Origin of the sequence: Vibrio misgurnus (assembly GCF_029635775.1) — a bacterium.
Lineage (GTDB): Bacteria > Pseudomonadota > Gammaproteobacteria > Enterobacterales > Vibrionaceae > Vibrio > Vibrio chanodichtyis.
The window spans coordinates 1,668,461-1,694,166 of the sequence record NZ_CP113241.1 but is presented as its reverse complement, the minus strand read 5'-3'; the positions used below and the strand labels follow the sequence as shown (position 1 = coordinate 1,694,166).

Genomic DNA, 25,706 nt, shown 5'->3' with positions numbered 1-25,706 from the left:
GAGGCCCGTTTGGATTAGTTTGCGGCGTTAACCACTACGGTGGGTGAGAGGTCGCGCAGGGTTATACCTTAAAGGTGGCGACTTTGGTGCGCAGATCATCGGCTTGTTGTTTGAGCTGATTCGATTGGCTGAGGCTATCTTGCGCGCCATCGACCAGTTGCTCGGTCACATCTTTGATCGCAGTGATGTTTTGAGTGATCTCTTGAGTGACATGGGTTTGTTCCTCTGCTGCGGTGGCAATTTGGGTGGCCATATTGCTGATCACCTCGACAGCGGCATTAATTTCCTCTAACGCATTGGTGGCTTTATCCGCATCGTCGACCGAATTCGCCGCTAAACTAGAGCTGGTTTGCATCAGGCTAACGGCGCGTTTAGTGGTTTCTTGCAAGGTATCGATGGTGGCCTTGATCTCTTCAGTTGAAGTATGGGTACGCTGTGATAACACACGAACTTCGTCGGCTACTACCGCAAAACCACGACCTTGTTCACCAGCACGAGCCGCTTCAATCGCCGCATTGAGAGCCAGTAAATTGGTTTGCTCAGCAATACCTTGAATAGTCGCCAACACCGTATTGATTTCTTGAGCGTACTGATTCAGTGCGGAAATCACCTCATTCGCTTGGTTGATCTCTTGCGCTAAATTATGAATCGAGGCTTTGGTATTGAGTACCAAGGTCCGTCCATGTTCAGTGCTGTTGGTCGAATTTTGCGCCGCTTGCGCGGTTTGCTCAGCATTGTAGGCAATCTCTTGGGTCGCACTGGCCATTTCGGTGACCGCGGTGGCGACCATGGTCACTTCTTGCTGCTGTAAGCCGAGCTCTGACACGGAGAGATTCGAGCGTTGCGCACTGTGCTCTGATTGTGAGGTTAACTGCTCAGATTGGTTACGAACATGGGCAATTAATTGTTGTAAACTGGCGACAAAGGTATTGAAGCTGTTGGCTAATTTGCCTACTTCATCGTTATTTTCCACCTTGATCCGTTGGGTTAGATCACCGCTACCATTGGCAATTTGTGCCAGCGCTCGTGAGACATTATTCAGTGGCAGGAATAACATATTACACAGTAAATTAAACAGTACCGTACAAATCACCACCACAATCAGTGTGACCAGCAATTGTCCCCACAGGGCAGAAAATAGTGGTGCAACCAAAGAATCTTTATCAATCACAATCACACTGATTAATTGGGTGCCGGCAATCGCGCTGGCAAACAGCACACTCTCTTGCCCATTCACATCACTGTTAATGTATTGGCCTAAGCGTTGTGCGGTTTGAATATCATTGAAACGTAAGCCCAACTCGGCGACATTTTTATTAAGCAATTGGGTGTTGGTATGAGTAAAAATATTGCCTTGCTGATTGGCAATAAACATATATCCCGAACCAGGTAAGATCACCTGTTTCATACTATTAATGATATCGGTAATTTCCACATCACTGCCGAGGACTAAATCTTGGCCGTGCAGTCTGATCATCTTACCGAGTGATACCACATTGGCCCCCGTTGCTGCCGCAACGGTCGGGTTATCCATAAACACTGCTTGGGGATTCGCTTTGGCATTGATATACCATCCCCATTTGCGCGGGTCATTATTGTTGGAGGGTAATACAACGCCATTGGCATTTTGCTGACTGCCATCCGGATAGGCCAAAAACACATTATCGAATGAACCAGAATGCTTGACCTGTTTGAGGTGGGTTACGATGGCTTCTGGTTTCACTTCCGCACTTAGCGCAGTCAATGCCCGTTCTTTGGAGATTAACCAATCTGTCACATATTGGTTGTAAGATGCGGTCGCACTTTGCAAGCGCTGTTCAACTTCCACATCCAAGCGGGTCAGAGCCGCTTTGAAGGACACCGCCTCAACGAGTAGGCCGCCGATCACAATCGCGAGGCTAGCCGAAATGGCTAATTTATTTTTCAATGACAAGTTTTTGAACATACATATCCTTGGGGTTATCTGATAAGCGAATCTAAACAGCGATCTCTTTCTACTGTAAAGCAGCGATATTATGGTGGTAGTTATGATGTGTAAGCATAGTGTTGTTGATTTGTTGCCATGCATGCACTTGCTGCTTATGCCATTTCTGATGTGTTCAGAATGGCTTACTGAATTGAATAGTAAAAAGTTTGGCTAGCAAAAAACGAGGGCGATTATCGCTCTTAAAAAGTCGCGGATGCAATTGTTTCACTATGATTTTGCTCAAAGAATCGCGAAAAATAGTGGATTATGTGGCCATTTTGGGGGCTGTGATCCAATGGGGATCGTTTTTAAGCGAGAACTCAAGATACAAAAAGTATGTGGTGACAAATGTGGTAAATTGCCGGCTATTGCTGCTTATGAAAGTTTTCATGATTATGAAATTTTTCATTGGCGGTATTTTTTTCAACTACCCTCCGTCGTTTTTTTTTGTGACCGAGTCCCTCAAATTTTTATGAAATGAAAGCGATTTCATTCTCCTCATGGACGCTATTTTTTATCTAAAGCGAAGAGTTGCCTTCTCTTTCTTTTATTGTTTTTTTTACGTGTTGTTTCACGCGTTTTATTTCAATAAGTCGGTGTGAAGTCGGCAAATATTTTCAAAAGTTTCATGGCTTATTATTTTCTTGAATTAGAACAATTCTAAAATGAATAGGGAAATAACATGAAAAATGTAAAAATTTTACCAATAACTTTAGCTGTGGCATCTATTTTATCGTCTGCGTCTTTAATGGCCGCAGATCCGCTTGGTATTACCTTTTCTGGTTATGCTCGCTACGGTGCGCATTACTCTGATGGTGATAGTCGCTATGTCAACGTTGGTAGTACTGGTCGCTCTGTAGGTCGATTGGGTAATGAAGGCAACGGTGGTGAGTTTCAGTTTGGTAAGTCTATCCAAACGAATAACGGTCCCAAGTGGGATCTAGTGTTAATGATTGATGAGTGGGCTCATCGTGATTGGGACTCTGATGGCGGTGTGAGCTTGAAAAAAATGTACGCTGGGGTAACTAATGTTTTTGAAAGTCAGCCTGAGTTGTATATGTGGGCAGGACGTGATTTTCATGGGCGTGTCTCACAATCATTGAATGACTATTTCATGATGACCCACGATGGTCAGGGGGCGGGTTTTAATAACTTAAATCTTGGTGTCGCGAAACTCGATATGGGTTTTGTGGGTAAGGTCGATGCTGAGGGTGGAAGCTTAAATAACGATACCGGCATTTATGCTATCACATCAAAACTACATGGTATTAATGTGGGTATTGGTAATCTTGACCTATATGCCAACTACGGTTTTGCTTCTAAAGAAGCGGGTGTTGACAAAGAAGATGAAACTTCATGGCAAGTGGGCGCGGTATTAGGCTTGGGTAGTTCAAATAAATTGGTGATGAAGTACGCTGACGGGGCGGATAACTCAGCTTTTGACTTGGCAGGTGACAAGCAAGTTGTCTACCTAAGTTTAGATGGTAATTTCCAAGCATCTGAGCAATTTATTATCGATTACTTAGTCTCTTACAAAGAAATCTCAAGTGCAGATGCAGCTGATGGTAAAGTGAGCGAATATGCCGGTATTGTGCGCCCTCAATATCAATGGAATGAAGTGCACTCCACTTGGCTCGAAGCCGGTTATGGTATTGAAGATTGGCAAAGCGGTAAAGAGGTTAACGGTTGGAAAGTAACCCTATCACAAAACGTTTCACTAGGCGGTCTACCGGGTAGTCGCCCAATGCTACGCTTCTATACCACTGTGGGTGATGTTGAAACCACCGCTGCAGGTGCATCTAACTCAACCACTGCCGATACGCTTGCGGTTGGCGCAATGTTTGAAGCGTGGTGGTAAGTTACTCATCGTTCATAGTGTCCATTACTGGCCCAAAGGTAGAGAATTCTGGGCCAGGTTTATTTATCAAATTAACTCCCAAGTTGGGCACTTATGTGCCCTTTTTTCTCTTTCTAAGAGCGATATAAGGCGAATTGTTTATGAGTCGTTGGACGATGCCCTTTCAAACGTTAGTTTCTCGTCTTTATTTTGGTTGTGTGTGTTTAATTGTCATTATGTTGGGATGTGCATGGCTTTCGATCAGTAGTAACCAGAGTGTTACGGCTAAGATGGAATCGATTACCCAAAATGCGACGCCGCTGATGCTACGTTCAGCTCAGTTAACTATTGATTTTCTAAATATTAACCGCAGCCTTACCCCATATTTGGCTGCACAATATTTAGATGAATTGCCATCTTTACGCCAGATCATTAACACCCATATCGATACATATAATGATCAGTTGGTTTGGTTTGTTACTCAGAGCGATCTGCGCCCAGACTTGCTTGATTATGTCGATCCCATCACTATGCAAGGTGAACAGACATTAGGCTTGATCACATCGGTGATTGATGCTCACACAGTATATTTAGATCACTTAGATCAAAGCTATCTTCTACAGTCGCAGTTTCAGTCCTTAAATAGCCAGTTGGCTAATACACTACAGCGAAATCGTAGTCGTACAGAATCTGAAGTGGCCTTAAAAACGTTAGATGGATTGGCCAGCCAACTTAGTTTATTGAAGCACGAAGCGGAGGCGGTGTTTAGGCAGCAGGATATGATCGAGCTTCGTTCGGTGGCTCGCCAGTTAACCAATCGTCAACGTTATCTTGAGGAGAGTGAGCAATTATTTATTAAAGACAACCCGGCACTGTATGCATCGCTTGAAGCTCAGATAGCCTCACTCAAGCAACATGCATTTGCAGCATCAGGGGCGGTGAAGATGCATATTGACGTGGTTGAACGAGCACAGAGTCTTGTTGAGTTACGTGATTTATTAGAGCAAAAAATCGATGTTCAGCTGGCTAATGTTGATCGCCTTTCTCGCTATGCTAACCAAATCTCTAATCAGCTGTATAACCAAGCGAGGCAAGCCTCGAATGAAACCAGAACTCTATTTATAGCCATTTCATTAGCCTCTATTTTGGTTACGGCGAGTATGGTGTTGAGTTTTACTCATATGGTGCGCAAAGCTACCCAATTATTACTCAATTCGTTAAATAAAATTGCTGCTAAAGATTTGACTTCCGAAGTTGAATATTTGGCCAACAATGAATTTGGGCAGGTGGCTGAAAAGGTCAATTTAGTCGTTCGCCATCTTTCCGTCATCATTGAACGTATTCGTCACTCGAGTGCAGAGCTTAACCATGCCTCATTAACTAATCAGACAATTAGCACTGAACTCAATAGGGCAATTGATGAACAAACTTCACAAACGGTTTCATTGTCCTCTGCAATGGAAGAAATTGAATCTTCAGTGCGTGAGATTGCTCAGTCTACCGAGCATACACTGAACCTTGTGACACAATCTGTGGAGCACTCAGATAAGGCTCAGACCGACATGACGGCCAATGTCGTGATGTTAGAGCAACTCTCGTTGGAGCTCAATCAAGTGACACAGACTAATCAGGAGCTCGGGCAGGAAAGCGTTAGTATCGCATCGATCCTTGACACGATTGCGGGCATCTCAGAGCAGACCAATCTACTAGCATTGAATGCTGCGATTGAATCGGCTCGTGCTGGAGAGCATGGGCGAGGATTTTCGGTAGTAGCCGATGAAGTGCGTAACCTTGCAGCGCAAACCACCCACAGTGCTCAGGAAATTCAGAGCAAAATTGAGCGCTTGCAACTCAAAACAGATCTGGCTGCCAAGCAGATTTCTAATTGTTTATCAGGAATGACACAAAGCATGCAGCAAGCCAAGCAAGTCAATGGGCGATTTGTCAGCTTGCATCAGTTGCTCAACCAAGTTTCAGAACGCAGCCATCAGATTGCCGAGGCTACGATCATGCATCAATCTGTTGCCGGTGAAGTCAGTAAGAATATAAACCATATTCATATGTTATCTGAGCAAAATTTACAGCGTGCCTCACAAGTGGCTCTGCATGGTGAAAAATTAGAGCAGCTTGCTGAAATCCAATTTGAACTTACCGATAGTTTTATTTTGCAACAAAATAATAGTGCCGTTTGATTTTTAATTAATTTTCAAACTGTTACATTATATTTGCCCACCTTAATGGTGGGTAAAATTTATGTGTCCGATAGGGGTTTAATGTATTTCATGAAACTGTTTCATGGAGCAATTAGGAATTGTAGTGGCTCTCAATCTTTATTAAAGAGCGTTTTTTTCTTAAAAATTAGTGTGACTACACTCACTCATTCCACACTCTATATTCGGAATACTGTGCCTACCTTGTAAGCGTTTTCAACCATAGCAGCAGTATTGAGGTATCGGTGGCAACAATTAAACACGTTTCTGAGCATGCGGGGGTATCTCAGGCAACAGTATCAAGAGTGATCAATGGTACTAGTCGGGTCAGTCACGATAAGAAGCTTAAAGTAGAAAAAGCGATTAAAGAGTTGGGCTATCGTCCTAATTCGATCGCTCAAGCTTTGGCATCAAGCCGTACTGGCAGCGTGGGTATTGTGGTTCCAGAGCTTGGCGGACCTTTTTATTCAGGCATTCTCCATTGTTTAGAAGGGAATCTACGTCGCTTTGGTTACCACGCAGTGGTAACGGCTGGCTCCAATAATGAGCGGGAGCAACGTGAATCGATTGAGTTTCTTTTAGGACGCCGAGTCGATGCATTGATCCTCCATGTTCAACATTTGAGTGATGATTACTTGATCGCCTTGGAAGAGCAGGGCGTGCCGGTAGTGCTGGTGAATCGTTTTATTCCAGAGATGCACCGCAGTTGCATTGATATTGATAACGAGTTGGGGGGCAAACTCGCGACACAATATCTGTTGCAACATGGCCACACTGAAATTGCATGTATTACTGGGCCGTTGGAAAAATCTGATGCTAGAGAACGCTTGCAGGGTTATCGCAAAGCTTTGGAACAAGCGGGGGTGGGCTACAATGAAGCACTAGTTTCTGAGGCCGGTTTTACTGAAGAGACTGGCGCTATTGCTACTCGCAAACTACTCAGAAGAGATTGTCGATTTACGGCTATTTTTGCCTGCAATGATCACATGGCTTTTGGTGCGTTTGAAGTGTTACGCGAGGCTGGCTATTCGATTCCGAAAGATGTATCACTCGTCGGTTTTGACGATAACATTTTTGCTCGTTATCTAACCCCTTCTTTAACCACGATTAATTTTCCAATTGAAAAAATGAGCCTTGAGGCCGTTCAGCTCACTTTACAGAAGCTAAACAAAAATAAGCAAGATGTGAATTTCAAACTCAACCCTGCGTTAGTAGTGCGAGATTCAGTCATGGATATAACAAGTACCCTAACTACATTAAGGATAAAGGATGAAATTTAAGACATTAGCACTGCTGAGTGCGATTTCGCTCGGACTTGCTGCACCAGCAACTGCAGCAAATAGCCAGATCCGTTTTGATGGTTTTCCCGATTTTGATAGCAGTTTGAAAGCCCTGTTACCAGACTTTGAGAAAGAGACGGGTATCAAGGTTGACTATCTGATGAATAACCATGGTGACCATCACACGAAATTAACCACCAACCTTGCAACCGGCTCCGGTGCTGGTGATGTGATTGTGGTTGATGTAGAAAAAATTGGCCCGTTTGTGGTGTCTGGTGGCTTAGTTAATTTGTCAGAAAAATATGGTGCTGATAAATATGCAGACCGTTTTGCACCGTATGCTTGGGCACAAGGTAAGGGCCCTGATGGCAATGTTTATGGTATTCCGGTCGATCTTGGTCCAGGCGTGATGTATTACCGCACCGATATCTTTGAAAGTGTCGGGATTGACGTTAATGAAGCGATAAAAGACTGGGACTCTTACATTCAAGCCGGTGAAAAGCTTAAAGCGAAAAATATCCAATTGATTGCTTCTGCTGCAGATGTAGCGCAAGCCATCATTTTCACCACAGTCCCTGAAGGTGAAGGCTTGTATTTTGATAAAGATGGCAACCCAGTTGTGACCTCTGAGCGCTTTGTGCATGCATTTGAAGTTGCTAAGAAAATTCGTGATAAAGGCTTAGATGGCAAAATCTTAGCTTGGTCTAACGAATGGTATGAAGGTTTTCGTAAGGGCACCTTTGCTACACAGCTATCGGGCGCTTGGTTGCTTGGTCACTTGAACAACTGGATTGCGCCAGATACAGCAGGTAAATGGGGTGTTTCACACTTACCTGATGGTATTTATGGTAGCTGGGGCGGATCTTTCCTTTCTATTCCAACCCAATCTGCCAAGCAAGATGATGCATGGAAGCTGATTGAATATATGACCACTCGTCGTGATGTACAGCTTAAGCATTTTGAAACTATCGCTGCGTTCCCAGCCAATGTGACCACTTACGATGACGCGCTATTTTCACAAGAGATGGCCTTCCTAGGTGGCCAAAAAGCACGGTTGCTGTTTGCTGAAGTGGCCAAAAATATCAAGCCTGTTGCGCCTGCTAAAGGTGACCATGTGGCGCGTTCTATCGTGTTGGAAAATGCGCTGATGGAAGTGTTGGATGAAGGTAAAGATATTAAGACTGCGCTTGAAGAAGCTGACCGCTTGATCAAGCGCCGTACTCGCAATCTGTAAGCCAAACTGGATTTAAATTTGGGAGGCGTTGATACGCCTCCTTAGGTAAGGGGTTGTTATTATGAGCCGATTATTATCTGACTCAGCACAAACATTAAACACGGGAAGTTTTTTTTCTCGTCTAAATTTGAAAGCGCTTACACCGTATTCGTTTCTGCTACCGTTTTTAATTATCTTTTCTGTATTTGGAATATTTCCATTACTTTTTTCGGTTTTTTTATCATTTCATTCATGGAATCCCGTCGAGGGGATTGGGGCAATGGAATATGTAGGACTTGAAAACTATCATATTGCATTGACTGATCCATGGTTGTGGCGTTCATTACAAAATACCTTTTGGCTGGCAATTACTTCAGGTTTAGCTCAGCATTTAATTGCCATTCCCGTAGCATATATTTTAGTGTCAATGGGAGACCGGATCCGTCATTGGTTAACTTCAGCCTATTTTCTACCGTATATTACTTCGACGGTCGCTGCATCTCTGATCTTTTTCAACATGTACTCACCCAGTACCGGCATCATCAACCAAACCTTGATGGCCTTAGCTGATAGTTCATTATTTGGCTGGGCATTTGCGTGGGTAAATCAATATCAACCTATCCGTTGGCTAGATGATGCAACTTTGATTAAACCATCCATCGCGATCATGGTGTTTTGGAAGTACACCGGTTTTAACATTGTGTTGTATACCACCGGGCTAATGACCATTCCTAAAGATATTTTGGAAGCGGCACGCATGGATGGTGCCAATGCCTTCCGCCGCTTCTGGAATATTTCACTGCCGATGATCCGCCCATTTGTCTTCTTTGCAGTAACGATGACCATTATTGGCAACTTGCAATTGTTTGAAGAGCCATTTGTGTTGACTCGTGGAGGCGGTGGTACCGGTCAAGCTGGTTTGACCATCTCAATGTACCTTTACAAAGTGGGCTGGGAATGGCTCGAAATGGGAACCGCCTCGGCTATCTCTTGGTTACTGTTTGCCTTAATCGCAATGTGCACCATGGTTCAATTTTTCTTCTTCGGTAAAAAAGGTTTAGGGGAGCAATAACATGGCGACTCATTCAATTGTATCAAACTCGTCGTTATGGATTTCGATCAAGCCTAGCGATAGAGCAATTAAAAATCTGACTAAGGTTTTAATGGTTGTTCTTGGCTTTGTTTTGATTATCTCTGCGATTGTCACTGTATTCCCATTCATTTGGTCCGCCTTGTTATCAACCCGTGATCGTACGGAAATATTTAGTACAGGAATCAGTTTTGCGATCGGTGACAGCTTAGCCATCAACTATGCCAAATTGCAGGAAATTATGCCGTTTTGGCAGGCGATGTTTAACTCGATTTATATTGCGTTTTTAGGCACGTCTATTTCGCTGCTGTTTTGTAGCATGGGTGGCTATGCATTTGCGGTGTTCAAATTTCGCGGTAAAAGCATTTTGTTTGGCATGTTAGTTGGGTCAATGATGATCCCATCAGTGTTAAGTCTTATCCCTTATTTCATGATCGTGAAATTTTTAGGCTTACTCGATAGTCACGTTGCGGTATGGCTGCCATTTACCACTACGCCATTTGGGATTTTTCTGATGCGTCAGCATGTAGTTGCTTCCATTCCTAGAGAGTTGCTTGAAGCGGCTAAACTCGATGGTGCCGGTGAATTTAGAACGTATTGGAGTGTGGTATTACCGTTGATGAAACCCGCCCTGGCTACTTTGGCTATCGTCCAGTTTGTCTTTTTCTGGAATATGTTTATGCAACCTCTTGTGGTGCTGATGACTCCAGAAAACTATGTGATTACCCAGGCTCTGCGTAGTGTGCAAGGAATTCCCAATACACCATGGGGAGCAGTGATGTTGGGAACCACAATTTCAATTTTACCGCTGGTTGTGACCTATCTCTTTGCATCTAAACAGATGATCAGTGGTTTAACCTCAGGTGCAGTAAAAGGTTAGAAAGGTATAAAAATGGATAAATATACATTTCCGAGTGATTCGAAGTTACTCAGTAAAGATTTTGTGTTTGGTGTGGCGACCTCATCTTATCAAATTGAAGGTGGCATAAATGCAGGTGGCCGTTCAGCTTCGATTTGGGACACGTTTTGTAAATTGCCTGGCAAGGTTGATAACGGTGATTCAGGTGCAATCGCCTGCGATCATTACCATCGATGGTTGCAGGATATTGCTATGATTGCTGATCTCGGGGTCGATGCCTACCGTTTATCGATCGCATGGCCACGTATTTTGCCGCAAGATGGTGTGGTTAACCCGGAGGGGCTAGCATTTTATGAGCAGATCATTGATGAGTGCCATGCGCGAGGTTTGAAAGTTTATGTGACGCTTTATCATTGGGACCTTCCACAATATTTGGAAGACAAAGGTGGTTGGCTTAACCGTGAAACTGCTTACAAGTTTGCTGAGTATGCACAAGTGGTCAGTAGCCATTTTGGTAACAAAATTGATGTTTATACCACGCTTAATGAGCCTTTTGTCGCAGCATTCCTTGGTTATCGCTGGGGAATCCACGCTCCGGGTATTGAAGGTGAAAAAGAAGGGTTTTTAGCGGCTCATCACTTATTACTGGGCCATGGTTTGGCGATGCCCATTCTGCGTGCCAATGCACCGAAGTCATTACATGGCATCGTGTTTAATGCTTCGCCTAGTTACCCATTGACCGAGAAAGATCAAAGCGCTGCCGATTACTGTGATGCAGAAAACTACCATTGGTTTGTCGATCCTGTACTCAAAGGTGAATATCCAGCTCTGGTTACAGAGCGCCATGCGCAGAACATGCCAATGGTACTTCAAGGCGATCTCGAAATTATCAGTGCTAGCGTTGATTACATTGGTATCAACTATTACAGCCGAGGGGTAGCTCATTACAACCAACATGGTGACATTGAGCAGATCAAACCTGAAGGCGCGGAATATACCTACATTGGTTGGGAGGTTTACCCTCAAGGATTGACCGATCTTCTGCTGCGTTTTAAACAGCGCTACGACAATTTACCCCCGATTTATATTACCGAAAATGGTGCGGCGTGTAATGACCAGCTCTGTGATGGAGCGGTGAATGATAGCCAGCGAGTAGCTTACTTCCAGTCTCATTTGGATGCATTGGACAAGGCGATTAAAGCAGGTGTGCATGTAGATGGTTACTTTGCATGGAGTTTAATGGACAACTTTGAATGGGCATTTGGCTATAAGCAACGCTTTGGAATTGTCCATGTTGATTACAGTACACAGCAAAGAACATTGAAGCAGAGCGCTATTGCATACCGCAATATGTTGCTAGAGCGTGCCGAGGAGAATAAGTAATGGCTAAAGTCGAATTTTGTAATATTAAAAAGTCATTTGGTAATGTCGATGTGGTTAAGCATTTTGACTTCACAGTCAATGATGGTGAATTTGTAGTTTTTCTTGGTCCTTCTGGCTGTGGAAAATCGACGACTTTGCGTATGTTAGCTGGACTTGAAGACATTTCGTCGGGCGAAATCTATGTTGATGGTAAGTTGATGAACAAGATTGACGCTAAAGATCGTGACTTGGCAATGGTGTTTCAAAGCTATGCGTTGTATCCCCATATGACGGTGTATGAAAACATTGCTTTTGCTCTCAAATTGAAGGGCATGAAAAAAGCTGAGATTGATGTAGAAGTGCGTAAAGCGGCCAAAATGCTTGAGCTAGAGCCACTGCTTGATCGTAAGCCGAAGGAACTTTCTGGTGGACAGCGTCAGCGTGTGGCGATGGGACGCGCAATGGTTCGAACTCCCAAAGTGTTTTTATTTGATGAGCCATTATCGAATCTTGATGCCAAGCTACGTGGTGTGATGCGTGAAGAGATTAAACAGTTGCACCGTGAGTTGAAGACCACCACCATTTATGTCACCCATGATCAGATTGAAGCTATGACACTCGCTGATCGGATTGTGATCTTAAAAGATGGCTACGTGTCACAAGTTGGTACTCCAACCGAAGTTTTTAAACGACCAGCCAACAAATTTGTCGCGCAGTTTATCGGTAACCCATCGATGAACATGTTAGATGCCAAGTTGATCAATAATCAAAATGAGTTTTTCATTATGCTCGGAGATGTGAAAATTCCATTACCTGAGCGTTTTAAAGCTCATGCGTCAAAAAATCTTGCCCTGCATTTTGGTATTCGCCCAACCGATATTCACTTGCGTGCCGAGCAAGTGGAGCACGACCGTGTATTGCCAATTCCTGTCACAATTAAAGACAAAGAGTTACTTGGAGCGAGTATTCTGCTTCGTACTGAAGTTGGTGGGCAACCCTTGACGGTAGAGACTCAAGCCGCCGAAGTGCACAGCCAATCACTCACGCTGTATTTAGATCTCGATGCCATTCATCTATTTGATGCATTCAGTGAAAAATCATTGGCGCACTAGTCATTTATTTCAAACCCATAATACCAATTAATAGTTAGCTCCCAATTGATGGGAGCTAAGGATAGTGATATGAAATTCGGATATTTTGACGATAGTACTAAAGAATATATCGCCACCACGCCATGTACACCAATAAAGTGGTGTAACTATGTCGGTACGCTCGAGTTCGGCGGTCTAGTTGATAGCAATGGTGGTGTGGTGTTGTGTAAAGGTGATCCGGCATTAAACCGTATTACCAAATATATTGCGCAATTACCTAATTCAGATTTTAAAGGTTCAACGGTTTATCTGAAAGTGACCAATCGTGCAGGCCAAGTAGAAGTCTTTTCACCTTTTTATACCCCAACTTTAAAACCGCTCGATAAGTTTGAGAATCATACAGGCCTTTCTTACACCAAAATTGTGGCAGAGGGCTATGGGGTTCGTTGTGAGGTGACGCTGTTTGTGCCGAAAGATGCACCGGTGTTGCTGGAAGACATTAAGGTGACCAACTTAAGTGATGAAGAGCTGCATGTCGATGTCGTGCCAGTTTTTGAATTCACTCATTTTGATGCATTAAAACAATTGGTGAATGCCGATTGGGTACCGCAAACCATGACACTGAAGTCTCACCAACAAGCTTCTGGCCATACTGTGCTTGAGCAGTATGCCTTTATGAAGCGTGACTATGCGGTAAATTTAATGACTGCGGATCGCCCTGCGACATCTTTTGATGGTGATCGTCAGAAGTTTCTTGGCAATATGGGTTATGGCAGTTGGGCTGCACCTGAGAAACTATTTACGGCAGAGCTTGGCAATAGTGAGTGTTTACGCGGCGACAATATCGGTGCGTTAAATTTGCGTTTAGGCTGGTTGGCTCCTCAGCAATCAGAACGCACAGTGGTGCAATTAACGCAAATGCCAAGTTTAAAGCAGGCAGAAACTTTGCTTGCTCGGTATCGAGATCATCAACAAGTCGATCAAGCGTTTGCTGATCTCGCTGAGCACTGGGACCAGTATCTGGCGGCGATTCAAGTTGAAACCCCAGATCCGGCCATGAACTCGATGCTTAATATTCACAACCCACGCCAATGTCACACGACAAAAAACTGGTCACGTTATTTGTCGTTGTATCAGCTTGGTTATGGGGCACGAGGTATTGGTTTTAGAGACTCTTCCCAAGATACGCTTGGCGTGATCACTCACATGCCAGAAGAGGCACGTGCATTTATTGAGCGTTTACTGTCGGTACAAAACATCGATGGTTCCGCTATGCATCAGTTCTTCCCATCCACGATGGAAGCCAATGCGGGGGATTCCCGTGAAGAAGCAGATCGGCCTGATTACTACGGTGATGATCATTTATGGATTGTTTACGCGGTGACCCAATATGTGAAAGAAACCGGTAATGCTGCGTTTCTCGATAAGCTCATCCCGTTTTATCAAAAAGATAAACAAGGTAAAGCGCTAGAATCGGCAAGTGTGTGGGATCACTTGTGCCGTGCGATTGAATTTACACGTAGCAATACCGGCCAACATGGTTTGCCGCTGTTGGGCTTTGCTGATTGGAATGATACGGTCAATCTACCCACGGGTGCGGAGTCGCTAATGGTGGCGAGCATGTACGGTAAAGCTCTGCTCGATATGATGGATTTATGTCATTTGCGTGGTGAAGAGGCACGCGCGCAGCAGTATCAGGCTCAATACCAGCAAATGAAAGCGATTGTTAACCAATGTGGTTGGGATGGTGAGTGGTTTGTGCGCTATTTTGATGAACAAGGTCAGCCAGTTGGCTCACACACCAACGAACAAGGCCAAATTTATACCAATGGTCAAAGCTGGCCGGTGATTGCTGGGTTTGCCGAGCAAGAGCGAGCCAGCCAAGCGCTAGAGTCTGTCTATCAAAAACTCAATACCGCCAATGGGATCAAGCTTTCGACGCCAGGTTACAATGGCTTTAACCCCAACCTTGGCGGGGTATCGACTTACCCACCGGGTGCCAAAGAAAATGGTGGCATTTTCTTGCACGCTAACCCTTGGGTGATGATTGCGGAAGCCAAAATGGGCCATGGTGATCGCGCTTACCAGTATTACCGTCAAATCAACCCTGCATCGAAAAATGAGGTACTCGATACCTTTGAGTCAGAGCCCTACTGCTATCCACAAAATATTCTTGGTGATGAGCATCCGCAATTTGGGCTTGGCCGCAATGCTTGGTTATCTGGAACCTCGTCCTGGACCTACATTGCCGGTACCCAATGGATTCTGGGGGTTCGACCAGAAATTGACGGCTTAATTGTGGATCCTTGTATTCCATCCGCTTGGCCAGAGTTTCGTGTAAAACGCCAGTTCCGTGGAGCGACCTACCATATTCATGTCACCAACCCTAACAAAGTGAGTAAAGGGGTGGCTGAGTTGCGGGTCAACGGTGAGCGTATTACGGGGAATAAAGTCCCAGTGTTTACTCAGGGAGAGCATCAAATTGAGGTGCGATTAGGCTAATGGTGTGGGGAGCGCTCTGGCTCCCCTTTAACTGATTAGCCCCATTGAGCTTGGCAGTGCCAATTTAATTGCACGCTTTGCGTGGGAGCCAACTCGAGCAAACCAATATGATTATTAAACGCATCAGCAGGACAAGTCATTGGCTCAATGGCAATACTGGCTTCTGATGGTGGAGTGTAGAGTTGTACGAAGGAGTAGCCGCTACCTTGCTCGAAAGACAATGCAGCTTGTTGATCATTGCGAGTCAGTCTAATCGATTGTGCTGATGCTGAGCTGAATTGGTAACAATGGTTAAGACTTATCCCTTCTAATGAGGTTGGGATTAAAAACTGCTCGTTAGGGAGCAAGGTGCCGGTTGGTAAGTCGTTTTGGTGTTGAACTTCAGCCTGTGGATCGATCATGAGCTGGCATTGGTCGAGATCACAACCCAGTGAGAAGTAAGGGTGCCAAGCATCCCCAAACGGGAAAGGTTCAGTGCTTAGGTTGGTAATCGTGGTGGTACAGCTTAATCGGCCCTGATGATTGATGTGGTATTGAACATCAAGCCGAAATGCAAAGGGATATCCATCAACTAATTTATTGGTTTCAAAACGAAATGTAGCTTGAGCGTATTCTTGGGTAGTTTTATGTGCAATTGGTTGAAATGGTTGGTTATACAGTAAACCGTGCACGGCGTGCTCAGACCATGGGAAGTTGGCAGTCAGTTGGTAGTCTTGTTGTCTATAGCGGTAATGACCATCTTTTAGGCGATTGGGAAAAGGAAATAGTTTTGCGCTGCGCGAGAAGAACGGATGAGATTGAATTAGATCATGGCTGTCTTGGTATCCGACAATAAATGAAAATGGACTGTGATTAATTCTATATTGATTAATTATCGCTCCGAAGTCATGGATAATATCAACTTGAATTCCTCGTTCAGAATTCAATATGGTTGTTGCTTTGAATTTACCAAAATTATTTTTAATTAATTTAAACATAGATTCACTCCTTTTTTTATATATTAAAGGATGAATTTAAATATTCAATGTTGGATTTGAAATCATGATAAATAAAATTCCATATACATCATACTTAGGGCCAGCAGGGCAGTTATGTAGCCAAGGTAATGCCGTCGAGTTTCTTCAGCCTTGGTATACGCCTATCTCCACAACTCCTGCCAATACTGGCATGGCGGTTGGTGGGATAGGCTCAACCTTTACCTTAACACCGCAAGGTAATACTCCTAACTTTAGTTTTATTCCCGGTGTGTTTATTGATTGCGAACATGAAAATATTCATTTTAATGATTTTTATTGTTCGGTGATGGATGAGCACAGTCTAGATAATTTAGCGATTCCGAACCTTGATGAATTATTACTGTTCTTAAGATTTTATCCGGCAGATTTTTCATTTGTTATTGAATCGTGTGACGATAAACTTAATATTCTTGATGGAATAAAAAATTGTTTAAAATCAGGGTTATTTTATACCACTAACCAAGCTAATTTTGTACGTTGGCATATTGAATTTTCCAACCAGACTCAGCAAGCGATTGCCAATGATCCCTTCAGTCTGAAAACGCAGCTACTGGTCGCGCTTGATTTCTTTAATGGTTTACTCATCAATGGTTCTGCGCGTGCCTGGTCATTGACGGCCAATCAGAAGACCAGTATTGCATCAATTGAAGCAAGCCAAATCGACTACCGTGCACTATATCCAATCGCAGAATATGAGTATCAAGGGCTTGGGGCTATCACGCTGACGCGTCAGGTTGTTTCTCCAATGGTGAAAGATGACCAAACTCTCTGCAGCTTACCTATGCACTGGAACCAATTTGAGATCAGTAACCGCAGTGATCGAATTCAACTGGTTACCTTGGTTCAGCCTCTGCGTAATTTACTTGGGTCTACCTATAAAAAAGCGCGCGAGGGGGTACAAGATTCCTGTTGTCATTTGGTGCAAAATACCATTGGTCAGCAGCATCAACCTGTGACGTTCACCGGTGATAACTACACGTTTCAAGGCGTGAGTATGACATCCCATTCACCTTATGCCGCTGATATCTCAGGGGAGGTGGTGTATGGCGTGCATACTCAGCATTCGGCAGCTGCCGGCAAGATCACCGTCACGGTTAAACCACAGTTATACAGCAGTAAAACTGAGCAGCAAGTGGAGCGAGCATTAAATACGGGACGAACCAATCAACATTTTGATCGTGGAACATACAGTGGTCGAGAGTCATTAAGCGCTTTAGTGTGTGTGCAAGTGACGCTTGAGCCGGGAGAGACGATTGCGCTTCGCTTTGCGCAAGTGATGGAACACAGCAAAATTTTGTTAGATGGTTGGGAAAGTGAAAAGGCCTATGTCCGCTACTTCTCATCGGATCTGCGAGCGCAATCGATACTTGAATATACGTTACCCAAACTTGATCAGATTGAACGAAGCATTATTGCTGAGCAATCAAACTTTTTGGCTCAAGCAGAGCAAAATTTTGTTGATCGTGACAGTGCACGGCGTTATGCGACCATGGCGATGAACTGTTTATCGTTTTTAGCCGAGTCTACCGTGTGGGATAAAGAGAATATCTTGTTGGTGAAAGAGTGTGTCGATTACCCATTCTTTAACTCATTAGATGTATATTTCTATGGTTCATTTTCATTGCTCTATCTGCTGCCAGAGCTGGATGGCTGTGTGATGAAGCACTTTGCAAAAGCTATTTTGAATAGTAATGATAGGCTGCGTCGCTATTGGGAATATGAAGATAAGCCCTATGCAGAATTGGTGGATGAAAAATACCAAGGAACTCGAGCTGAACGAGGTGCAGTGATTCACGATCTGGGCAGTCCATTTGATATTGAGCCAGACGCTTACAGTTGGCATAACGTTAAACAATGGAAAGATCTGGCCCCTAAATTTATTTTAATGGTGTATCGACATTGGCAAAAAACAGCAGACCGTGACATCGTCGAAACTTGCTGGCCTTCTGTTCAGGCGAGTATGGATTATCTTATCCAACTAATTGAACCGGGAGATGTCCTGCCTTTGACTCGAGGTACCGACGACACGTTTGATAATTTGGCTTCACATGGTGTTTCAATCTATTGTGCTAGTTTATGGGTTGCCGGATTACGTGCTGCGAGTGAACTGGCAGTATTGGTTGGTGAAAGCGAATTGGCACAAGATTATACACAAAGGGCGAAGCAGGCCCTTGAAACGCTAGAGCGTGGTTTGTGGGATGAGCAAAAAGGTTATTACCACTTTTTTATTACCCCGCTACAAGCCAAGCATCTGACTGGCAGCCATTTCGAGGCGCTCGAAGCACTTGGATTGAGCTTGACCGGAAATCCGCTGCATGATGCTCCCCTAGTGAATGCTTATTTAGATGCTTACCAATTAACCGGGGAATTCAGTAAGCGTGAACAGCGCCTAGCCAAGAAGCAGCGTTTGATGGATTTAGCACCACTGGCATTTACCGCCGAATTCGCCCAATTAGAAACAGATTCTGATAACAGTTTTGGCGATGCTTTGTTAGCTGATAGTTATTTAAAACTGGTTGATTTACCGGGTTTATTTGATTCCTCTCGCATTGAGCGCACCTTAGATTACATCTATCAAACAAACTTTATCACTAATAGCCCGACATTGGGTGTCGCCAATATGACTCTGGCTAATGGTCAACCGCATGACGCGTTTCAGGCACAAGATGTGTGGATTGGAGTTCAGTTTAGCGTGGCAACCGCCTTACGTCTTGCTGGTAAACAAGCACAAGCCGAAGATCTGATGGATACGGTGTATCAGGCACTTTACCATATGGCGAAAATTCCTTTTGCGGCACCAGAAGGGTTTAATTGCTCAGTCACCATCAGCGGTAAGGACATCGAACAACGCTTTAACGTAAGCGGTGAAGTGGCGACGAAGTTGTTAGCACAGTTAAAGAGCGAGGGACATTTACTTACTGATGGCCGAGTTAATCCTGCGTTAACTCAGAGTGTTGACCTGTTCAAGTTGAGTCTGTCTGAATTACCCTCAAATGTCAGTGATGGTGAACTGTACACTTGGCTGCTCAGTACCGGTTTAAAATACACGGCTGGACGCTATTTCCGACCCGGGATGATTTTTGCTTATCTTTATCAATCAATTTGTTAGTTGGTTAAAGGCTAGAAACGTGGGATTAAGTATGATAATTAATCCCACGCTATATTCGATTATTCTAATGAAACTATGCATAAAAAGGAGAATAACGCCATGGCCAATAAAAAGAAAAAAGAGCCAACCGTGTATGACGTGGCTAAATTAGCAGGGGTATCGCCAAGCTCAGTTTCGCGATTTTTAAATCGAACCACTTATGTCTCGGAAGATAAGAGCTATAAAATCGAACAAGCCATCACCACACTCGGTTACAAACCGAATTTCCAAACTCAACAAGATAAAAGTTGTCGCTCAATGAAAATTGGCGTCTTAGTCCAGCATCCTGATAGTCCGTACACCAGTAGTATTCTCAATGACATGGAAAGAGTCCTTATGAAGCAGGGGTATTCTTTAGTGCTCGCCAGTGGCCATTGGCAGAATAAAATGGGTATGCATGCACTGGAGTATTTAGTCAAATGTGCGGTTGATGGCATAATTTTGATCACCGGCTGCTTAAGTGACCAATTAATTTTAAAAACCTCCGAGTCGATTCCAGTCGTAGCGGTCGGATATGACATCGAAGGGGAAAATATTCGCACACTAAACATGGATAATGTGCTCGGTGGCTATATGGCGACTTTGCATTTATTACAATTGGGTCATATGAACATTGCGCATATTCGAGGTTTAGATAGTCAGCCTGATTCTCGAGCACGTTTTAAAGGCTATAAAAAAGCATTACAGGAATTAAATATCAAACCCAATCCTAAGCTAATTAAGCAAGGTGATTTTAGTATTGAAACTGGATACCAAAAAACCGTTGAATTAATCGAATCTAAAGTTCATTTCTCTGCGCTGTTTGCGGCCAATGATCAAACCGCTTTTGGCGCAATTAAGGCGTTGAATGATCATGGTCTGAATGTCCCTCAAGATGTCTCGGTAATAGGATTTGATGATCTGCCCATTTCAAAATATTTCACTCCAGCCTTGACAACTTTACGTCAGCCAATTGAAGAAATCGGTTCCTTATGTGCTAAATCAATGTTGAATTTGCTTTCTGGTGAGCGTCACGAAGCGAGATTACCCCCGATAGATCTTATTGTTCGTCAGTCTACTAAGTCTATTTATCGATAATGTTTCTTGAAACAGATTCATTGGCCTAGAAGCAATTGTTAGCGAAATCACGAACGGAATAATTGATACAATTAGGTCTGTTTTTTTGTGCACTGGCATCAAATTATGCACCATCGATATCACTTAATTTGGTGGTGTATTAAATTCAATGTCTAGGAGTAAGTATGTACAAGATGAGGCTATCACTGTTAACAGTTCTAATTCTTTCTTCGAGTTCTCTATATGCCAAGGAACAAATCAATAATGGAAAATTTAACGGCAATTTAGATGGTTGGTGGAGTGCCGGGGCAGATGTAAAAGTTATTGACGGCGAAGCGTGCGTTGAGATTAGAAATCCTGGCGAAAATTCTTGGAATATCATATTAGGTCAAGGAGGGATAGGTCTATCTAATAATGCTGATTATCAGCTTTCATTTGATGCATATGCAACTACTGACACTCAGGTCAAAACGCTTATCCAGCATGAAGGACCTCCATATACCAATTATTTTGTTGATGAGACTAAAATATCACCTACAAAGAAAAGCTATAAATTTAAATTTAATCACCAAGTGGAAAGTGATGCTAAAACTGAATTCCAGTTTCAAATGGGTGCTCAAAAAAAGGCGACCGTATGTTTTAGCAATGTTTCGGTTGTTGGTGATAAGTTTAAGGAAGAGTTAAAAATAAACTCAGTCCGTGCTAACCAATTAGGTTATCTTCCTCAGTCTGATAAATTAATTTTTGTCTCTAATCAATCAAAAAAGCCGCTAAAGTGGGTGTTGACCAACAGTAGCAATCTCAGCTTAGATTCCGGGAAAACAGAAGTTTTTGGTCTGAATAAAGCATCGGGTGAACATCTTCATCGGATTGATTTATCAAAATACAAAGCGCCAATGGATGGTTTGCAAGTGACAGTGGGTGATGAACAAAGTTTCCCATTTCGGATCAATAGCGATATTTATACTCAGTTGAAATACGATGCATTGTCTTATTTTTACCAAAATCGCAGTGGTATTGAGATAGATCAGTCATTGGTGCAAAGAGAAAACTTGGCTCGTCCTGGTGGGCATATGAGTGATGTGGTCACCTGCTTTGATAAAACTGACAGTTGGGGTAATAGTTGGCCAGGCTGTGATTTTACGGTAGATGTCACCGGTGGTTGGTATGATGCCGGCGACCATGGTAAATATACGGTTAACAGCGGAATTTCGACTTGGACACTATTAAACCTGTACGAAAGAGGTCGATGGGTTGCCAATGCATCAATTCCATTTGCACAAGGAAAGGTAAACATTCCAGAGGCAGGCAATGGGGTCAATCCTTTGTTATCAGAGGCTCGGTGGAATGTTGAGTTTATGCTGGCAATGCAGATCCAGACCGATAAACCAGTCGCAGTGCCAGTGGGTGATCAATCTGGTTCCAAGACGCTAAAATTAAGCCAGATCAACGCGAAAGGAATGGCATTCCATAAAGTTGCAGACGAAGAGTGGACAGGAATGCCTCTGCCACCTCATATGGACACTCAGAAACGTTATGTCGGTTCTCCAACCACAGCAGCAACTTTAAATTTGTCGGCTGTTGGCGCTCAATGTGCACGTATTTGGCAAGAAATCGACCCGGATTTTTCAAGACGCTGTTTGAATGCCGCACAACAAGCTTGGGACTCCGCAAATCAGCACTCTAATATTTTTGCTTATGATAATTTTATTGGTTCTGGTCCTTATGACGATCTCGAACTTTCTGATGAGTTTTATTGGGCTGCTAGCGAGTTGTATATCACAACTGGTGAATCGAAATATCTTACCGTGCTGAAAAAGTCACCTCATTATCTAGAAACGCCAAAAGGTAATATTGAAGCTAAGGATGAAATGTTCTGGGGTTACACCGCACCGTTAGGTACTGTGAGCTTAGCTATCGTCCCTAATAATCTAGGCGAAGATCTAGTTAATACCGCAAGAAATAATCTCATAGCCACGGCTGATAGTTTTGTTAATCAGATAAAGAACGAAGGCTACCATATTCCTTATACCGTTGAGGAATATCCTTGGGGCTCGAACTCTAGCTTTGTGAATAGAGGTATTTTATTAATTTATGCTCATGACTTCACCGGTGATAGCAAATATGTCAAGGCCGCAGCCAATGCGATGGATTACTTGCTAGGTGCTAACCCGATGAACCTTTCATATATTACTGGCTATGGTCCTAATGCTGCTCAGCGTCCTCACCATCGCTTTTGGGCGCATGCCGCTGATGAAAAATCGCCAGCCCCTGCGCCTGGTGCTTTGGTTGGTGGTCCCAATTCGGTGAGTTACAGTGACCCTGTTGCGGCTACCTTAAAAGGTGAGTGTGTGGGTCAAACTTGCTATCGTGATAACATTAATGCCTGGTCATTTAATGAGATTACGATCAACTGGAATGCACCTCTGGTTTGGTTAACATCTGCTTTAGATGAAGGGAAACTAAACTAAATTTAAATTATCATCTTATTACCGTGTAGTATTTTTATTTGTCGGTAATAAGATGATCATAATTGTGATGGTTTTATTCATTGGAAAGAAATAATTTTAAAATTCTAAGTAATATTTAAATTTTCGTTATATATCTAGCGATGGCCTGTATTGCCGTTGATGTTAATTATAATCGAAATGTATTTATTTTCTTCGATATTGCTAATTATAGTGCCGCTTAATGCAATATGCTAACTTTTGATGCAGTTATAGATTTATGCTGATTATATTGTAATTAATTAAAAACAATGCCACATTGAGTATGTGAGAATTATTATCATGAGAGAAATTAGATTTGTTAAATTTTGGTTGTTAGTGTTTTTTATGGTGTTTCTTAATATTGGTTGTCGCTCGGAAGATAATGAAGGACCAAAATTATCTGACCAATACTACACTGATTTGTATTATTGGAATTCTAGTAAAGGTTTAGACTTCAGTTTTCTTGGTCGTGGAATAAATCTTGGTAATTATTTAGAGTCACCTAATTATGAAGGTGAGTGGAACAATGATTTTATTATTCAGTCTTCTGATTTTGAAAATATTGAATCTGCTGGTTTCGCTAGTGTTCGAATCCCTGTACGTTGGAATGCTCATACCCAAAGTGACCCCAAGGTTATTGATGAAGTTTTTATGGCTAGAGTCCAACAAGTTGTCGATTATGCTATTCAAAATCAATTAAAAGTAATTATTAATAGTCATCATTTTGATGAATTATTTTATAACAAAAACGAGTTTGATCAACATCGTCAGCGTTTACTCTCATTTTGGAATCAAATCGCACAGCGATTTCCGTTGAGCGAATATGATGAAGAGCAGTTAGTATTTGAATTTCTCAATGAACCACACGGTAATCTCGGAGTTAAGGAATGGAATGCTCTTGTTGCAGATTTAACTAAACTTATTTGGCTGGATAATGCCAGTAGTCAACATAATTCTTTAGGGCAAAGAAAAATTATGATTGGTACGGCTGATTGGGGCGGGCCTACCAAGCTTAACGATTTGGTCTTGCCAGATAGTGTCAGCGCTCAGAACACTATTATAACGGTACATTTCTATGAACCGTTCCAATTTACTCACCAAGGTGCAGATTGGGTTGAAAATGCAAAAAATTGGATAGGCACCAGATGGTTAGGTACAGTAGATGAACAGAAAGTTTTAACCGATTATCTCAATGTTATTACCGATTGGAATCAACAGGCTGGACGAGGATTTGAAATAAACATTGGTGAATTTGGTGTATATAGCAAATATTCTCAGCCACAAGATCAAAAAGCATGGACTGCTTATATTGCCAGAGAAGCAGAAAAACGGAGTTTTAGCTGGCACTACTGGGAATACAGCTCAGATTTTGGTGCTTATGATTTTAATTCTAATCAATGGCGTTCAGAACTAATAGATGCATTAATTCCACAATAAAAATTCCATGAAATTAATATGTAATTTTTATTTATCAATTTTTTAATTAAGGAGTAAACATGAAAGCAAATAATGTTAATTGTCTTGTGACATTGATTTTTATTGGTTTAATAAGTGGCTGTAATTTAAAAGATCGCGATATTAATGTTGACTTTAATCCAGGTAGTCCAGATAGTCCTGCATTCAATAGTGCTCCAGCTCTCTCTAATGGTGATTTCGCCGTATTTTATTCCGGCGACTTTTCACTGGCGACGGATCTGAGTGATAAGCATAAATTTGATTCCTTCGGTGCAGAGCGAGAACTAACCGAAGATGTGATTGATGTGTTATTTTCAGGTAATGGCGGTATTTTCTTTGAGCCTGCTGCTGGTCAAGTGACAGATCTATCTGAACTATATGCAGCGGGAGTCATGACTATTGATCTGAAGGTGAAGAATTACGGAGAGTCTAATGAGATACAAGTCAGGCTTGAGTCTGCCACACCACAGTATAGTAATTTTTATCAAATCGATAAGGGACAAGTTCCTGCCGGTGGCGGTTGGTATCGTTGTCAACTTCTAGTGAGTGATTTAGCTCCTAGTGCGGATTATTTAAATGCCGCATTTAGAACACCTTATATTTCAGGCGTTTGGAATTCAATGGCTGATTTGCAATTTACGTTGGCCAATGTAGCGTTTCTGGTCTCATCAAGCGCACCGAATGGTAACACTGGCTGTCGTCCGCTGTAACAAGCATTTATGTATAGGCATCGGTCAGAAAAACATTAAGAGCAAAATTGCTTGAAATGGCGACATTTACATACAAAAAAGACGTCCTAGGACGTCTTTTTTGATGGAATTTGGCTCCTCCTGCGGGGCTTGAACCTGCGACATACGGATTAACAGTCCGCCGTTCTACCGACTGAACTAAGGAGGAATAATTTTCGTGTCGGATGTTAGCGAGCGGGCCGATGGGTGTCAATCATTTCAAATTAAAAAAACACATTTTTATGCAGTGAAGGGTTTACTTTTGTGTATCCCTTACCGCTATTGAGCTGGGTTCACTTATCCACTAAATTTGTGGATAAGTATGTGAATGGATCTTGATTAACCTTTAATGCCGGTATTGAGGATGTATAACGCTGGTTTTGAATGGAGTTTTATTTTTGCTT

Annotated in this window: 16 protein-coding genes and 1 tRNA gene; 14 read left to right on the top strand and 3 right to left on the bottom strand. The window is 42.8% G+C overall.

From position 1 onward, the window contains the following. Positions 1–61 precede the first annotated feature (61 nt). Positions 62–1,945: a methyl-accepting chemotaxis protein gene (locus OOK74_RS07795; RefSeq protein WP_274721251.1), complete on the bottom strand. Its 1,884-nt coding sequence runs from the start codon at positions 1,943–1,945 to the stop codon at positions 62–64. Between the two features lie 703 nt (positions 1,946–2,648). On the opposite strand from OOK74_RS07795, the gene OOK74_RS07790 reads away from it, so the two are divergent. The 9 genes from OOK74_RS07790 (at position 2,649) to OOK74_RS07750 (ending at position 15,410) form a co-directional block, all read left to right on the top strand. Next, the gene (locus tag OOK74_RS07790; protein WP_274721252.1) at positions 2,649–3,824 is read left to right on the top strand and encodes a carbohydrate porin; all 1,176 of its coding nucleotides are present in this window, start codon (positions 2,649–2,651) and stop codon (positions 3,822–3,824) included. A 140-nt stretch (positions 3,825–3,964) separates the two neighbouring features. Further along, entirely contained in the window at positions 3,965–5,995 is a 2,031-nt protein-coding gene (locus OOK74_RS07785) for a methyl-accepting chemotaxis protein (protein ID WP_278182538.1), read from the top strand. A gap of 263 nt (positions 5,996–6,258) precedes the next feature. Further along, on the top strand, positions 6,259–7,293 hold the full coding sequence (locus OOK74_RS07780; RefSeq protein ID WP_274721254.1) for a LacI family DNA-binding transcriptional regulator: 1,035 nt from the start codon (positions 6,259–6,261) through the stop codon (positions 7,291–7,293). Beyond that, positions 7,283–8,527 (top strand): ABC transporter substrate-binding protein, encoded by a 1,245-nt coding sequence (locus OOK74_RS07775; protein WP_274721255.1) that lies wholly within the window; start codon positions 7,283–7,285, stop codon positions 8,525–8,527. Before OOK74_RS07780 ends, OOK74_RS07775 begins: the two co-directional genes overlap by 11 nt. Positions 8,528–8,588: 61 nt before the next feature. Beyond that, complete coding sequence (locus OOK74_RS07770) at positions 8,589–9,578, top strand: carbohydrate ABC transporter permease (RefSeq protein ID WP_274721256.1); 990 nt, start codon at positions 8,589–8,591, stop codon at positions 9,576–9,578. 1 nt (position 9,579) lies between these two features. Next, on the top strand, positions 9,580–10,476 hold the full coding sequence (locus OOK74_RS07765) for a carbohydrate ABC transporter permease (protein WP_274721257.1): 897 nt from the start codon (positions 9,580–9,582) through the stop codon (positions 10,474–10,476). A 12-nt stretch (positions 10,477–10,488) separates the two neighbouring features. After that, positions 10,489–11,838, top strand: coding sequence for a GH1 family beta-glucosidase (locus OOK74_RS07760; RefSeq protein ID WP_274721258.1), 1,350 nt, complete (start codon positions 10,489–10,491; stop codon positions 11,836–11,838). Continuing rightward, a complete protein-coding gene (locus OOK74_RS07755) occupies positions 11,838–12,929 on the top strand; it encodes an ABC transporter ATP-binding protein (protein WP_274721259.1) in 1,092 nt (363 codons plus the stop codon). Before OOK74_RS07760 ends, OOK74_RS07755 begins: the two co-directional genes overlap by 1 nt. A gap of 69 nt (positions 12,930–12,998) precedes the next feature. Beyond that, positions 12,999–15,410: a glycoside hydrolase family 94 protein gene (locus OOK74_RS07750; protein ID WP_278182537.1), complete on the top strand. Its 2,412-nt coding sequence runs from the start codon at positions 12,999–13,001 to the stop codon at positions 15,408–15,410. A gap of 35 nt (positions 15,411–15,445) precedes the next feature. Here the strand turns inward: OOK74_RS07750 and OOK74_RS07745 are convergent, their stop codons facing one another. Next, positions 15,446–16,387, bottom strand: a complete 942-nt coding sequence (locus tag OOK74_RS07745) for an aldose 1-epimerase (RefSeq protein ID WP_278182536.1) — start codon at positions 16,385–16,387, stop codon at positions 15,446–15,448. 64 nt (positions 16,388–16,451) lie between these two features. Between OOK74_RS07745 and OOK74_RS07740 the strand changes: the two genes are divergently transcribed. From OOK74_RS07740 to OOK74_RS07720, 5 genes are all read left to right on the top strand, one after another. After that, positions 16,452–19,535, top strand: a complete 3,084-nt coding sequence (locus OOK74_RS07740; protein WP_278182535.1) for a GH116 family glycosyl hydrolase — start codon at positions 16,452–16,454, stop codon at positions 19,533–19,535. Positions 19,536–19,634: 99 nt separating this feature from the next. Further along, positions 19,635–20,651 (top strand): LacI family DNA-binding transcriptional regulator, encoded by a 1,017-nt coding sequence (locus tag OOK74_RS07735; RefSeq protein ID WP_274721263.1) that lies wholly within the window; start codon positions 19,635–19,637, stop codon positions 20,649–20,651. 164 nt (positions 20,652–20,815) lie between these two features. Then, positions 20,816–23,101: a glycoside hydrolase family 9 protein gene (locus OOK74_RS07730; RefSeq protein ID WP_274721264.1), complete on the top strand. Its 2,286-nt coding sequence runs from the start codon at positions 20,816–20,818 to the stop codon at positions 23,099–23,101. Positions 23,102–23,419: 318 nt separating this feature from the next. After that, positions 23,420–24,556 (top strand): glycoside hydrolase family 5 protein, encoded by a 1,137-nt coding sequence (locus OOK74_RS07725; protein WP_278182534.1) that lies wholly within the window; start codon positions 23,420–23,422, stop codon positions 24,554–24,556. Positions 24,557–24,615: 59 nt separating this feature from the next. Then, positions 24,616–25,284: a hypothetical protein gene (locus OOK74_RS07720; RefSeq protein ID WP_278182533.1), complete on the top strand. Its 669-nt coding sequence runs from the start codon at positions 24,616–24,618 to the stop codon at positions 25,282–25,284. Positions 25,285–25,395: 111 nt separating this feature from the next. On the opposite strand, the gene OOK74_RS07715 is transcribed toward OOK74_RS07720, so the two are convergent. After that, a tRNA-Asn gene (locus OOK74_RS07715) sits at positions 25,396–25,471 on the bottom strand. Positions 25,472–25,706: the final 235 nt, after the last annotated feature.

Bases quoted from the DNA above. Each gene is read 5' to 3' on its own strand.
- OOK74_RS07795 (WP_274721251.1), bottom strand. From the start codon at position 1,945: ATGTTCAAAAACTTGTCATTGAAAAATAAATTAGCCATTTCGGCTAGC.
- OOK74_RS07790 (WP_274721252.1), top strand. From the start codon at position 2,649: ATGAAAAATGTAAAAATTTTACCAATAACTTTAGCTGTGGCATCTATT.
- OOK74_RS07785 (WP_278182538.1), top strand. From the start codon at position 3,965: ATGAGTCGTTGGACGATGCCCTTTCAAACGTTAGTTTCTCGTCTTTAT.
- OOK74_RS07775 (WP_274721255.1), top strand. From the start codon at position 7,283: ATGAAATTTAAGACATTAGCACTGCTGAGTGCGATTTCGCTCGGACTT.
- OOK74_RS07770 (WP_274721256.1), top strand. From the start codon at position 8,589: ATGAGCCGATTATTATCTGACTCAGCACAAACATTAAACACGGGAAGT.
- OOK74_RS07765 (WP_274721257.1), top strand. From the start codon at position 9,580: ATGGCGACTCATTCAATTGTATCAAACTCGTCGTTATGGATTTCGATC.
- OOK74_RS07760 (WP_274721258.1), top strand. From the start codon at position 10,489: ATGGATAAATATACATTTCCGAGTGATTCGAAGTTACTCAGTAAAGAT.
- OOK74_RS07755 (WP_274721259.1), top strand. From the start codon at position 11,838: ATGGCTAAAGTCGAATTTTGTAATATTAAAAAGTCATTTGGTAATGTC.
- OOK74_RS07750 (WP_278182537.1), top strand. From the start codon at position 12,999: ATGAAATTCGGATATTTTGACGATAGTACTAAAGAATATATCGCCACC.
- OOK74_RS07745 (WP_278182536.1), bottom strand. From the start codon at position 16,387: ATGTTTAAATTAATTAAAAATAATTTTGGTAAATTCAAAGCAACAACC.
- OOK74_RS07740 (WP_278182535.1), top strand. From the start codon at position 16,452: ATGATAAATAAAATTCCATATACATCATACTTAGGGCCAGCAGGGCAG.
- OOK74_RS07735 (WP_274721263.1), top strand. From the start codon at position 19,635: ATGGCCAATAAAAAGAAAAAAGAGCCAACCGTGTATGACGTGGCTAAA.
- OOK74_RS07730 (WP_274721264.1), top strand. From the start codon at position 20,816: ATGTACAAGATGAGGCTATCACTGTTAACAGTTCTAATTCTTTCTTCG.
- OOK74_RS07725 (WP_278182534.1), top strand. From the start codon at position 23,420: ATGAGAGAAATTAGATTTGTTAAATTTTGGTTGTTAGTGTTTTTTATG.
- OOK74_RS07720 (WP_278182533.1), top strand. From the start codon at position 24,616: ATGAAAGCAAATAATGTTAATTGTCTTGTGACATTGATTTTTATTGGT.